General features: G+C 37.8%; 9 protein-coding genes and 3 pseudogenes. 11 read left to right on the top strand and 1 reads right to left on the bottom strand.

The features are described 5' to 3' along the window. Window positions 1–30: 30 nt before the first annotated feature. From AT575_RS03520 to AT575_RS03555, 8 genes and pseudogenes are all read left to right on the top strand, one after another. Window positions 31–1,887: a beta-glucoside-specific PTS transporter subunit IIABC gene (locus tag AT575_RS03520; protein WP_102777176.1), complete on the top strand. Its 1,857-nt coding sequence runs from the start codon at window positions 31–33 to the stop codon at window positions 1,885–1,887. A 10-nt stretch (window positions 1,888–1,897) separates the two neighbouring features. Next, on the top strand, window positions 1,898–3,322 hold the full coding sequence (locus AT575_RS03525; RefSeq protein WP_102777177.1) for a 6-phospho-beta-glucosidase: 1,425 nt from the start codon (window positions 1,898–1,900) through the stop codon (window positions 3,320–3,322). Window positions 3,323–3,427: 105 nt separating this feature from the next. Then, window positions 3,428–3,850, top strand: coding sequence for a cupin domain-containing protein (locus AT575_RS03530; protein ID WP_071793123.1), 423 nt, complete (start codon window positions 3,428–3,430; stop codon window positions 3,848–3,850). A 185-nt stretch (window positions 3,851–4,035) separates the two neighbouring features. After that, window positions 4,036–4,635 (top strand): NADPH-dependent FMN reductase, encoded by a 600-nt coding sequence (locus AT575_RS03535; protein WP_102777178.1) that lies wholly within the window; start codon window positions 4,036–4,038, stop codon window positions 4,633–4,635. A gap of 11 nt (window positions 4,636–4,646) precedes the next feature. Continuing rightward, on the top strand, window positions 4,647–7,061 hold the full coding sequence (locus AT575_RS03540) for a flavocytochrome c (RefSeq protein WP_102777179.1): 2,415 nt from the start codon (window positions 4,647–4,649) through the stop codon (window positions 7,059–7,061). A gap of 163 nt (window positions 7,062–7,224) precedes the next feature. Continuing rightward, window positions 7,225–8,447, top strand: a pseudogene (locus AT575_RS03545) (amidohydrolase). A gap of 53 nt (window positions 8,448–8,500) precedes the next feature. Next, window positions 8,501–9,225: pseudogene (locus AT575_RS03550) on the top strand (threonine/serine exporter family protein). Beyond that, window positions 9,216–9,667: pseudogene (locus tag AT575_RS03555) on the top strand (threonine/serine exporter family protein). Before AT575_RS03550 ends, AT575_RS03555 begins: the two co-directional pseudogenes overlap by 10 nt. A gap of 18 nt (window positions 9,668–9,685) precedes the next feature. Here AT575_RS03555 and AT575_RS03560 read toward each other — a convergent pair. Beyond that, a complete protein-coding gene (locus tag AT575_RS03560) occupies window positions 9,686–10,888 on the bottom strand; it encodes a peptidoglycan bridge formation glycyltransferase FemA/FemB family protein (RefSeq protein WP_102777180.1) in 1,203 nt (400 codons plus the stop codon). Between the two features lie 466 nt (window positions 10,889–11,354). Between AT575_RS03560 and AT575_RS03565 the strand changes: the two genes are divergently transcribed. The 3 genes from AT575_RS03565 (at window position 11,355) to xerS (ending at window position 13,228) form a co-directional block, all read left to right on the top strand. Then, window positions 11,355–11,582, top strand: coding sequence for an LPXTG cell wall anchor domain-containing protein (locus AT575_RS03565; RefSeq protein WP_102777181.1), 228 nt, complete (start codon window positions 11,355–11,357; stop codon window positions 11,580–11,582). Between the two features lie 156 nt (window positions 11,583–11,738). Next, complete coding sequence (locus tag AT575_RS03570; protein WP_102777182.1) at window positions 11,739–11,954, top strand: hypothetical protein; 216 nt, start codon at window positions 11,739–11,741, stop codon at window positions 11,952–11,954. Window positions 11,955–12,157: 203 nt separating this feature from the next. Beyond that, a complete protein-coding gene (gene xerS, locus AT575_RS03575; RefSeq protein WP_102777183.1) occupies window positions 12,158–13,228 on the top strand; it encodes a tyrosine recombinase XerS in 1,071 nt (356 codons plus the stop codon). The last annotated feature ends 89 nt before the right edge of the window (window positions 13,229–13,317 follow it).

A 13,317-nucleotide genomic window follows, 5' to 3' on the forward strand; every position in this document is an offset into this window, starting at 1 on the left:
ACCAAAATATATTTTAAGGGAAAAGGAAAAATGACCAAAGAATATCAAGCATTAGCCAAACAAATTATTGAAAAATTAGGCGGAAAACAAAATATTACAACCGTTTATCACTGCCAAACAAGATTACGCTTCAAGGTTCAAGACGCAACACGTATTCAAAAAGATGAACTTGAACATTTAGATGGTGTAACCATGTATCTCTTTAATGCCGGTGTCCATCAAGTGGTTATTGGAACACATGTAAAAGATGTCTTTGAGGAAGTAGAAGCTGAATTAGGTGATTTAGAAAGTCAAAATCAAACGGAAGAAAAATTGCCATTCTTACAAAATGTCATCAGTTTTGTCGCTGCTGTCTTTCAACCTATCATTCCAGCCTTATCTGGAGCAGGTATGGTAAAGGCTGTATTAGCCCTTCTAGTAGTTTTTAAACTAATTACCAATACCTCCCAAACATATATCATGCTAACTACTTTTGCAGATGGTGTCTTTTACTTCCTACCACTCATCTTAGCATTTACAACTGCTCAAAAATTGAAATCCAACCCAATACTTGCCGTTGGAGTAGTTGCAATGATGCTTCATCCCAATTGGACTACCTTTGTAACGGCGGCTAAACCAGTCCTCTTCTTTGATTTTATTCCTTTCACTCTTGCAACTTATACCTCTTCAGTAATTCCTGCCATTCTGGTTGTATTTGTTCAGTCCTACATTGAAAAATTCTATTATAAATACATACCTAAGTCAGTAGAATTAGTCTTTGTACCCTTATTAACCTTCTTAACCATGGGGGTCTTAGCTTTTTCTCTTTTAGGACCTATCGGAGCTATTATCGGTCAAGTCTTAGCAAATGCATTTATGTACCTTTCTACCAATGTTAGTTGGTTACCGCCAGTTCTCATTGGTGGACTATTACCAGTAATGGTCATGTTCGGTATTCATAACGCTGTCGCACCTCTTGGCATCATGCAAATGGCACAATTAGGTTATGAGTCAATCTTCGGCCCAGGAGCTCTAGTATCTAACATGGCTCAGGCAACTGCAGCAACAGTAGTTGCCTTACGGACTAAAGATAAAAAAATGAAACAAATTGCGACATCGGGAGCCATTACTGGTTATATGGGGATTACAGAACCCATCTTATATGGTGTTAGTTTACCAAAAAAATACCCACTCTATGCTTCAATGATTGGTGGTGCACTTGGTGGATTGTATGCTGGGTTAACACATGTTCATCGCTTTGCAACAGGCTCATCTGGTTTACCAGCGGTATTATTATATATTGGCGATAATACAATGGCATTTTTCTGGAACATTATTATCGCAATGCTAATTACAATTGTTACGACAGCCGTTATCACCTACTTATTATCACTAAAATATGAAAAAACAGATCTTACTTCAACAATTCCAAGTGTCAAATCAATTATTATTGAAGACGAAGCTTTAAAATCTCCTTTAGCTGGTCAAGTTAAGGCACTTGAAAAAGCTGATGATCCTGTTTTTGCTTCAGGTGCTTTAGGACAAGGATTTGTCATTAATCCTAATGAGGATTTACTTGTATCACCAATTGAAGGAGAAGTTTTAACGGTATTTCCTACAAAACATGCTATTGGCCTTAAATCTAAAAATGGAATGGAAATATTAATCCATATTGGTTTAAATACAGTAGAACTAGCTGGAGACCATTTTGAGACTTTTGTTAAAGAAGGCGACCAAGTAAGTGTTGGTCAAAAACTTATTCATTTTGATAAGATTATTATTGAAAACAAAGGCTACAATTCTCAGATTCCGGTTATTATTACAAATTCAGCTAATTATAGTAATATTGAATTAGTGAGTGAAAGTCAGGTAGAAAGTTTAGAAACAGTAGCCAAAGTAGAGGCTTAAGGAGTAACTTATGACATTATCAGAACATTTTTTATGGGGTGGCGCTATTGCGGCAAATCAAGCTGAAGGGGGTATCTTCTTAGGTGGTCGCGGTTTAAGCAATGTCGATGTTTTACCTCATGGTAAAGACCGTATGGCTATTGCTAAAGGTGACTTAGACAATACAGAACGTCGAGATGATTACTATTACCCTTCTGAAGTTGCCATTGATATGTATCATCATTACTTGGAAGATATTGATTTGTTGGCTGATATGGGAATAAAAATTTTTCGCATGTCTCTTTCTTGGACCCGTATTTTTCCAAATGGTGATGATGAAAGTCCTAATGAGGAAGGCTTGCTATTTTACGAAAATATCTTCCGTAAATTAAAAGAAAAAGGAATTGAACCTCTTGTTACCCTTGCCCATTTTGATGTTCCTCTGGCTTTGATAAAAAAATATGGTGCTTGGCGTGATCGTCGTATGGTTGAGGCCTACACTCATTATGCCAGAACAGTCTTCACACGCTATCAGGGTTTAGTTAAGTACTGGTTAACCATCAATGAAATCAATATTCTCTTACACCAACCTTTTGTAGGGGGTGGGTTAATTCTTACTGATCAGGATAATCGTGCACAGGTGATTTACCAAGCTGCTCATCATCAATTGTTGGCGTCAGCTCTGGCGACCAAGATTGCTCATGAAGTAGACACTGATAATCAAGTAGGTTGCATGCTTGCAGGCGGAAGCCATTACCCTTATACCTGCAGGCCAGAAGACTATCTTGAGGCTATTCACCGCGATAATGGCGAGTACTTCTTTATTGATGTCCAGGCGCGTGGCTACTATCCAAATTACGCTTTGAAAAAATGCCAACGTGAAGGCATTGAGATTCCATTTGAAAATGGTGATAAAGAACTGTTAAGAGAAAATCCTGTTGATTTTGTTTCCTTTTCTTACTATTGTTCACGGACAGTAACGGCTTTTGAGGAAGACTATCAAATGACAACCGGGAATCTTTTCAAATCTGTCAAAAATCCGCATCTAGCTTCTACGGAGTGGGGTTGGCAAATTGACCCTCTTGGTTTGCGTTCTTCGTTAAATATGCTCTATAATCGTTATCAGAAGCCCCTCTTTATTGTTGAAAATGGTCTTGGTGCAGTTGATAAGCCGAATGAAGAAGGATATGTTGAAGACGACTATCGAATTGCTTATACTAGGGAGCACATCAAAGCTCTGAAGGACGCTATCGAGATTGATGGTGTAGAATTGCTGGGCTACACAAGTTGGGGAATTCTCGATTTGGTCGCTGCATCAACTGGGCAAATGAGCAAACGCTACGGATTTATTTATGTAGATAAAGAAGATGACGGTAGCGGAAGTCTTAAACGAACGCCAAAAAAATCCTTCTATTGGTACCGAGATGTCATTGCTTCTAATGCTGAAAAATTATAAGAAATTTCCATCCTTTTTCTTGACTTGTAAGGGCTTTTATGGGATGATAAGGGTGTAAGTTAATTAGAATAAATCTAATTAAGAAAAAATAAAGGAGGCAGTCACATGACATTTGACTACAAGGATCACGGAAAAGAAAAGTATATCGTTAATATTGAAGATTACACTAAAGAAAACGAAAACTACCGGACAACCATTTGGACTGGTGATAAACTTCAGGTTACCTTAATGTCTATTCAACCAGGCGATGATATCGGTCTAGAAGTACATATGGGTATCGATCAATTTTTACGTATCGAAGAAGGTAAAGGCCTATGTCAAATGGGTGATGCCGAAGATAATCTCAGCTTTGAGCAAGAAGTGTCTGACGATGATGTTGTTTTAGTACCAGCTGATACATGGCATAACATTACAAATACTGGTGATACACCACTAAAAATTTACTCAATCTATGCTGGACCTGATCATGTTCCAGGGACTGTCCATAAAACACACGAGGATGCTGAAAACGATCCTAATGAACACTAGAACTAACTAAATCAAAGTACTCAAGTTTAAAACTTGAGTACTTTTTTACTCTTTTTTTGTAAGCGGAGTCATTCACGTGGTTGTTGACTTTGCATAAAAATAAATATGTGCCTGAAAACACTTGCATTTTATTAAATTTAGGCATATATTAAAAGTAGTAAGTTATTTAAGGAGGTTTTTCACAAATGAAATGTGTCGCTATATTAGGGACGAATTCAGATCGTTCAACCAATCGGAAACTCTTACAATTTATGCAAAAACATTTTGCAGATAAGGCTGAGATTCAGCTTTTGGAAATCAAAGAGTTACCAGCATTCAATGAGCCTACAGATAAAACGGCTCCCGAAAGTGTTCGTCTCTTTTCTCAAGCTATCGCTGAGGCTGATGGGGTTATCATTGCTACTCCAGAATATAACCATACCATTCCTGCACCCTTATCTAGTGCTTTAGAATGGATTGCCTATACAAGCCGTGCCCTTATTAATAAACCAACCATGATTGTTGGCGCTTCATTAGGTTCCCTTGGCTCATCACGCGCACAAGGACATCTGCGGCAAATCCTTAATGCTCCCGAATTAAAAGCTCGTACTATGCCTGGAATGGAATTCTTATTAGGACAGTCAGAACAAGCCTTTGATGCCGATAACAACTTGATCAACCCAGAAAAAGTAGCAGAACTAGAAGATAACTTTGCTGAGTTCTTATCCTTTGTTACGGTCACTAAGCAAGTTGTCACCCAGTCTGATACCAATCGTAAACGTGATTTTGCCTGGGACAAGAAATAAGGAGGACTGTCATGAAATATCTTGCCATTGTTGGAACTAATGCTGAGAAATCCTATAATCGTCAACTATTAATTTTCATGCAAAAACATTTTGCTCATAAAGCTGACATTGAAGTCGTCGAAATTAACGATGTCCCAATGTTTAATGAAAGTGATGATCAAACACAAAGCCCTGTCATACAGGACCTTTATCATAAAATTGAGGCGGCTGATGGTGTTATTATCGCAACGCCAGAACACAACCATACCATTCCTTCAGCGCTCAATAGTCTGATTGAATGGATGTCCTTTAAAGTTCACCCCTTTGCTGGAAAAGCAGTCATGTTAGTCGGGGCTTCCTACAGCGAACAAGGCTCGTCACGCGCCCAAATTCACCTCAGACAAATCCTCGATGCTCCTGGTGTTAATGCAAATGTTATGCCAGGAAATGAGTTTCTTTTAGGCTATGCCCATAAAGCTTTCGATCAAGAAGGGAATCTCAAGGATGAAAGAACTGTCGATTTCTTAGAAACCTGTTTCTATCGCTTTATCCGCTTCGCAAGCATTATCGACCAAATGAACGAGCCGGAAGAATTAGTCTTTGAGCCAGGCACCTATGAAGTTACCACACCTGGTCATAATGGTAAACTGCCAATGTCAGTTACCTTCTCTAAAGACCGGATTGAAAAAATTGATATTGACTCTTCAGGTGAAACAGGTGGTATTGCTGATGTGGTCTTTACCCGTATCCCTAATGAAATTTTAGAAGGCCAAACCCTCAATGTCGATACCGTTTCTGGTGCATCTGTAACATCAAATGGGGTTTTAGATGGGGTTGCTCGGGCTGTTAAAAAAGCTGGCGCTAATCCTGATATCCTAAGATCAAGACCAAAAGCACCATCAGCATTGGACCAAGAAGACAAGACTTATGATACTGATTTAGTTGTTGTAGGTGGAGGAGGAGCGGGATTAGCTGCCGCTGCTAAGGCCTTGCAAGAGGGCAAACAAGTTATTGTCCTAGAGAAATTCCCAAGTGTTGGTGGTAATACCGTTCGCGCAGGTGGACCAATGAATGCACCAGATCCTGAATGGCAGGCAAGTTTTGCGGCAAATCCAGGTGAGGACCATAACCTACAAGAATTAAAAGCTATGGATGAAGCCCTCATTGATCCAGAATACTTAGAAGATTTCCGAGCATTAAAAGGAGAACTAGAAGACTACCTTAAAAATCCAACTTATCTCTTTGACTCTAAGCGTCTTTATCGCATCCAAACCTACCTCGGAGGCAAACGCAAAGACTTAAAAGGAAATGAAATCCACGGTAACTACGACTTAGTTAAAATCATGACCGAAAGAGCACTAGAGTCCGTTCGTTGGCTAGAAGAAGTAGGAGTGGAGTTTGACCATAGTGATGTGACAATGCCAGTAGGAGCACTATGGCGTCGTGGCCATAAACCATTTATGCCAATGGGAGTTGCCTTTATATCTGTCTTGGATAAATATGTCCGTGAAAACGGAGGACTTATTTTAACAGACACACCTGTTGACCAATTAATTGTAGAAGAAGGACAAGTCAAAGGCGTTCAAGCAAAAGGTCGCAATGGCCAATCCATTACCGTCAATGCCAAAGCAGTTATTCTTGCCTCAGGTGGATTTGGTGCCAACACTAAAATGTTGCAAAAATATAATACCTATTGGACAGAAATTGCGGATGACATCAAAACCTCAAATACACCCGCTGTTACAGGTGATGGTATTATCCTAGGAGAAAGCGTTGGTGCTGACCTTGTCGGAATGGGCTTCACTCAAATGATGCCTGTCTCAGACCCAGAAACAGGAGCACTCTTCTCAGGTCTCCAAGTCCCTCCGGCTAATTTCATTATGGTAAATACCCAAGGGAAACGTTTTGTTGACGAATATGGAAGTCGTGACCAACTATCGCAAGCAGCCATTGATAATGGAGGCCTCTTCTACCTGATTGCTGACGACCTTATCAAGGAAACAGCCTATAATACTAGTCAAGAAAAAATTGATGCCCAAGTAGAAGCAGGTACCCTTTTCCGTTCTGATACCATTGAAGGATTAGCTGAGCAACTAGGAATGGAGCCAAGTATACTTGCTGAAACCATTTCAAACTATAACTCTTATGTTGATCAAGGTCACGACCCTGAATTCAATAAAGGGGCTTTCGATTTGAAAGTGGTTAAAGCGCCATTTTACGCAACACCAAGAAAACCTGCCGTACACCATACTATGGGTGGACTTAAGATTGATACGAAAGCCCATGTCCTAAATACTGAAAACCAAGTGATTCCAGGTTTATATGCAGCAGGAGAAGTTGCTGGTGGACTACATGCTGGTAATCGACTTGGTGGTAACTCCCTAACTGATATCTTTACTTTTGGTAGAATTGCAACGGAAACTGCTATCCAAGAATTCTGTTCATAACCAATAAAAACTTGATAATGCAAATGCATCATTCCCCCTCTTGTTTAACACAAGAGGGGGTTTTTAGTGCTTAAACTCAAAAAGACATAAAGAAAATTTATCGCTTTCAGATAAAGTCATGATATACTAAAAAGAGTGATTAAAGGGAAGTGAGGGATAAACCATGGCTATAGAAAAACTTTTTCAAGAATTAGAAAAGATTAGAGACTGGCAAGAAAATGCCTACAAATATCTCCATAGCAATCCTGAATTATCCATGCAAGAAATTGAAACCATTTCATATCTGCGAGACACACTAGAAGAACTTGGCTATCAATGTCAAGAAATTGGCGGAGGCCTTGTGACGGTCTTAGAAAATGGACCAGGCAAGAGGGTTCTCTTTCGAGCTGATATTGATGCCTTACCAGTCAAAGAAGAAACCGAATTGGATTATGCTTCTAGCAAAATGATGCAAGATTTAGATGGAAACCAAGTTCCAGTTATGCATGCCTGTGGACATGATATGCATATGGCTGCAGCTTGGGATTAGCCCATCTTATGATTAATCATCAAGAGCTTTGGCAGGGAACATTTCTTCTCCTTTTTCAACCAGGAGAAGAAACAGCCAGTGGAGCTCAAGCCATGCTTGATAACGGACTAATGAGCAAAATTCCTAAGCCAGACCTGGCTCTAGCTCAGCATGTTTTGGCTCAACCTCAAGCAGGTAAAGTAGGAATTATGTCAGGCCCTTTCTTATCATCCGCAGCATCCGTCAAACTGGTCATCAAAGGAAAAGGTGCCCACGGCTCCATGCCACACCTCAGCATTGACCCAATCGTCATTGCCTCCTCGATTGTCCTCAAACTCCAAACCATCGTTGCCCGCGAAGTTGATCCTTTTAAGTTCGCGGTCGTAACTGTAGGTTCAATCCAATCAGGTTTAAAAGCTAATATTATTCCTGACCAAGCAACTTTACTGCTTAATATCCGTGCCTACGACGATGCAGTTCTTAACCAACTCCTTGCTAGTATTGAAAGAATCGCTAAAGCAGAAAATCAAGCCGGAAATGGTCAAGAAGAACCTGAGATTACAGTCTACGATCGTTTCCCAGTGACGGACAATAATCAGCAATTGGCTAAAGAAGTTAAAGAAGCATTCATTAAACATCTAGGGGCAGAAAATGTCGTTGATTATCAAGCTATGACGGCATCAGAAGACTTCTCATATATCCCAAGGGCCTTTGATATCCCATACCTCTATTGGGGATTTGGTGCTTTTACTAGTGATCAAAAAATCTATGCCAATCACAACCCGCATTTTGCACCTAGCCTACAGCCAACATTAAAAACAGGAAGTCAGGCCGCATTGGTCGCAGTCTTACATTATTTAGGAATTAAAAAACAATGACAGATAAATACAATAAACGTGTTCTTGAGGTAGCAACTCTAGCAGGAATCACCATGCTAGAATCAAATGCCGAAAGCTATCGCGTCGAAAATACAGTCTCTCGAATATTAAAAGTCAGTAATCAACCCATCACAGAAGTATTTGCCAATACTACAGGTCTCTTTATTACTTTAGATGGTCCTGAACTTGATGAGCCTATTACATTCATTAAAAGGATTACTCATAGGGATACCAATTTGAGTAAAATCCATATCGTCAATCAAATATCTCGTGATCTGACAAGTGGTTTGATTACCTTGGAAGAAGCTCAGAAGCAATTAAAAACAATTGATAAAAGTCATTATTCAGAAAGAATAGTTTCCTATTCAACCTTGCTATTGGTAGTGGCTTTCGCATCTTACTTGGTGGGCAAACACCAGAGATCCTCTTATCTCTAGTAGCAGCCTTCTCCCTCTTGTTTTCATATAGGTTAAAAGCATATTTTCAATTAAATAGTTTTATTTTTGGGACAGTAGCCACTGCCATAGTAGCAACTGTTATTCCCATAATCATTCATTTCATCGGAAAAACTCATCCATCCTTTGATATCGTTATTATTTCCGTCTTAATGCCACTTTTCCCTGGTACAGCCTTTACAAATGGCTTCCGTGATACCTTTAAAGGAGACTATGGTGCTGGTATTTCAAAAATTGTTGAAGCCTTAATTAGTGCCGTTAGTTTAGGAGTGGGAGTGGCACTAGGATTATTTATCGCGAAAGGAATTATCGCATGGGTATGATATTACAAATTTTAGGTGCCTATGTGGCAACAGTTACCTCAGGCATTATCTTAGAAATACCAAGACATTTAATTTTTAAAACAGGATTTATTGGTGCTATAGCTACACCGTCTATCTATTAGTCTTACCACATGCTGACTTGGCCCTAGCTGCCCTCAGCGCAAGTCTAGTGATTGCACTCTTATCACAAATAGCTGCCCGACTTTTTAAATCACCAGTCACTATATTCTATATCCCTTCCTATTTTCCCATTGTTCCGGGAGCAGGTGTCTATAAAATTGCCTATTATTATATTCAAGGAAATAGCCATCTAGCTGGCAAAAACTTCATAGAATCAATGATGGTTTCCGGTGCTATTGCCTTATCAGTCTTCTTGATAGATTCCTTAATTGAAATCTATTACGTCATTAAATCGAAAAATTCCAACTTAAGCAAAAACTAGAGTTAATTAAACAATGCTCTAGTTTTCTTTTGCAATTTTTTGACAAATTTTTCCAATAACATTCAGGGGTTTTATAAATGAACCATAACTATGAATCAATTGCCCACCAAATTGCTTTTTAAAGTTAAAATTACCTTTACCATATTGACTATCTTCGACCTCGATAGTGCCACCAAAATCAAAGAAATCATATCCTTGATTCTTAGTGTAAGCAATCATTTCTGCATTAATTAAAGTCGCACCACCATAGATATAATACTGAGGTAAATTACCGCCATAATAAGATAAGACTTCATTCCCATAGGCAATAAAAAGGTAAGAGGAAAGTGGTAAAAAATTACTTTTAATATCTAGTTCTTCAAAGTCTTTTAATCGTTTTAAGTAACTTTTTAATTCTTGCTCAGCATTTTTGATAGCCATATTACGTTTCTTGGAATCTGCCTTTTGTCCAAGAAGGTCTATCTGGTCTTCCAAAGAAACAATATTTTGATCTAAATAAGCAATATATTCTCGGCAATCCAAACTCGCATACATGAACAGTGTCCGATTCCCAAATTTGTCTTTAAGCTTATAAAAGAAATCAATATCAGGAACAGCAAAGTCACGACGATCGGAAGTTGCTAACAAAATATCATAAAAGAGCGGAATCTCATCTCTGTTCAAATCTCTGACATTCACATGAGATTCTTTATATTTCTTTATGTTTCTTTTTAAAACAGGGGGATAGGATTCTTCGATGGCCTTTACATCTTTAAATAATCGTAAATCTTTAATAAAAGCTTGGACCATACCGTTAAGAAGGAAGTTTGAATCATAATAGTTTAAATAACCATTCTTCCTAAAAATACTAGAAGGGTTAGCAACACCCTCAAATTCAGCTATCAAGTAAGGGTGACAAATTAAACGAATAGCTCCTTGTTTTTTTACATTGGATTCAAGTACCAGCAAGGCTTGATCTAGTAATTGGGGATCAGAATAGTCTAATATTGGCCCTTGAACGAGTAGTGCTTCTTTGAAGAAACGCCATTTTTTTCGATAATTGACAATAGCTAGACCAACAATTTGTCCATCCTTTAAGAATGCTAAGCGTTGCGTATCAAGAAAGTTCTGGCGTTCAGTTTGTAACTCAAAAATTTCATTGGATTGAAGAAAATTAGCAGTAGCTATTTTCTCTTGCCAAAATAAAAAATCTTCTTTGGAAACTGAAGAGATAGTAAGCATGGATAAAAACCTCACGATGTATTTATTATTAGCAAATCATAATATAAGAGACATTTAAAAAGTAAAATTAAGAAAACAATAGAAATAGCTGGTTGTGTTAAATGACTTTATTATTACGTTTGTTACAATTATATTACAACTATATATTTTAGATGTCAACAACCTATTTAAAAAATGGTAAAAAATAGTACTTAAGCCCATAAAAATGGGACTATTGTCTTAAATAAAAAAATAATAAAATATTTCAAAAAGATTTTCTATTTTTCTAAAAATTTGTTTTATATTGTTATCAAATTAGAAAAGAGGTGTCCTTAATTGGAATTTTAGAAACAAAAAACTAACCTTTTCATTACGAAAATGCAAACTAGGCTTAGCAACAGTAATCATAGTCAGCTCTTTATTCGCTTTTTCTCAAGACCTATCAGCTGCTGAAACAACAGTCATTACTGACCCGAATGCAGTTATCGTGACTGACCTCAATAGAATGTCTGATCAAGCAGTCATCATTGGTGAAAATTTAGTAAACGATCAAACAGCCAGTGAAATGGCGAGCAGTGAAATCGACGCTAAATTAAGCCAACCAACAGTTCCTAATACTGGCCAAGACAATAGTCAAATCGTGTTTTATATGGGCATTATGATGGCTACAGCAAGTCTTGTATTAGGAAAAAAGACTAAAAAAGACAGAGAATAGGCACAGCAAAGAAAAAGTGAATTCTATCACAAAAATATCAATAACCACACCCTGGAGATTTTAAGGTGTGGTTTTCTCTCTCCATACTATAAGATTCGAGAAATAAATGGTATAATTGAAAAAATGTGCAAATATATTATTTAAGGTGGTTAGACTTTGTCAATTCTCAAAAAACTCATCGCAAAAACATCCCGTGAAGAAGATCGCCAACGATACATCGACAAAAATAGAGCATCTTATTTAGAGGAGCTGGCTCAAATCAATGACAATATCCAACAATTGAAAGATAGCAAAAACCCAAGTCAGACACGCCTTAATATTTTAATGCGTCGTAAAGAGCGAATTGAAGCTATACTGGCAAATGAAATCTAAAAAGAGCTTAGAATGTTAATCAGAAGACTGGTTAGCATTTTTATTTGCATTCAAGGCTGCATAAAGAGGGATTAATATTCCTTAATACATCTTTCCGAAAAACTGTAATTTTCTTGAAAAACATATAAGTATATGGTATACTTCTATTATAGGAAATCCTTACAGTTACTAAGGAAAATCAACCAAATGAGGTTATCAAAATAATGAGACGTGAACTGCTTTTAGAAAAAATTGAAGAATACAAAACCATGATGCCTTGGTTTGTTTTAGAATATTACCAATCTAAATTATCTGTGCCTTATAGTTTTACGACCTTATACGAATACCTTAAGGAATATAAACGCTTTTTCGATTGGTTACTGGACTCTGGTATCTCAAATGCTCCTAGAATTGCTGATATTGACCTGGTTACTTTGGAACAATTGACCAAAAAAGATATGGAGTCTTTTGTCCTCTATTTACGAGAAAGACCTTCACTTAATACTTACTCGACCAAGGAAGGCGTCTCTCAAATAACCATCAATAGAACCTTGTCAGCCCTCTCTTCTCTCTTTAAATATCTGACTGAGGAAGTCGAAAATGAACAGGGCGAACCTTATTTTTACCGTAATGTCATGAAAAAGGTTGCTACCAAGAAGAAAAAGGAAACCTTAGCATCGAGAGCAGAAAATATTAAGCAAAAACTCTTTTTAGGGGATGAAACTATGGAGTTCCTCGAGTATGTTGATTGTGAATATGAAAACAAGCTCTCAAATCGGGCAAAATCATCTTTCCGAAAAAATAAAGAACGCGATTTAGCTATCATCGCTCTACTACTGGCTTCTGGCGTCCGTTTATCAGAGGCTGTTAACCTTGATCTTAAAGATGTCAATCTCAGAATGATGGTCATTGAAGTGACCCGAAAAGGGGGTAAACGAGACTCAGTCAACGTTGCAGGCTTTGCTAAACCCTATCTCGAAGCCTACTTGGATATACGGCAAAAGCGTTATAAAGCTGAAAAACAAGATTTGGCCTTCTTTTTGACTGAGTATCGTGGCATTCCCAACCGGATTGATGCTTCTAGTATCGAAAAAATGGTAGCTAAATACTCTCAAGATTTTAAAATACGTGTCACTCCCCATAAATTAAGGCATACCCTTGCAACGCGACTTTATGATGCGACCAAGTCTCAAGTACTTGTCAGCCATCAACTGGGGCACGCCTCTACACAGGTTACCGACCTTTATACCCATATTGTCAATGACGAACAAAAGAATGCCTTAGATAAATTATAAAACTAGAAGAATCCAAACAAGATTTCAATTTCATTTTTTAAAAACAACATAATTATAGTTATGTAAACAATCCACTTATAAAAAAATCA

Source organism: Streptococcus penaeicida (assembly GCF_002887775.1).
Lineage (GTDB): Bacteria > Bacillota > Bacilli > Lactobacillales > Streptococcaceae > Streptococcus > Streptococcus penaeicida.

Bases quoted from the DNA above. Each gene is read 5' to 3' on its own strand.
- AT575_RS03525 (WP_102777177.1), top strand. From the start codon at position 1,898: ATGACATTATCAGAACATTTTTTATGGGGTGGCGCTATTGCGGCAAAT.
- xerS (WP_102777183.1), top strand. From the start codon at position 12,158: ATGAGACGTGAACTGCTTTTAGAAAAAATTGAAGAATACAAAACCATG.
- AT575_RS03520 (WP_102777176.1), top strand. From the start codon at position 31: ATGACCAAAGAATATCAAGCATTAGCCAAACAAATTATTGAAAAATTA.
- AT575_RS03530 (WP_071793123.1), top strand. From the start codon at position 3,428: ATGACATTTGACTACAAGGATCACGGAAAAGAAAAGTATATCGTTAAT.
- AT575_RS03540 (WP_102777179.1), top strand. From the start codon at position 4,647: ATGAAATATCTTGCCATTGTTGGAACTAATGCTGAGAAATCCTATAAT.
- AT575_RS03535 (WP_102777178.1), top strand. From the start codon at position 4,036: ATGAAATGTGTCGCTATATTAGGGACGAATTCAGATCGTTCAACCAAT.
- AT575_RS03560 (WP_102777180.1), bottom strand. From the start codon at position 10,888: ATGCTTACTATCTCTTCAGTTTCCAAAGAAGATTTTTTATTTTGGCAA.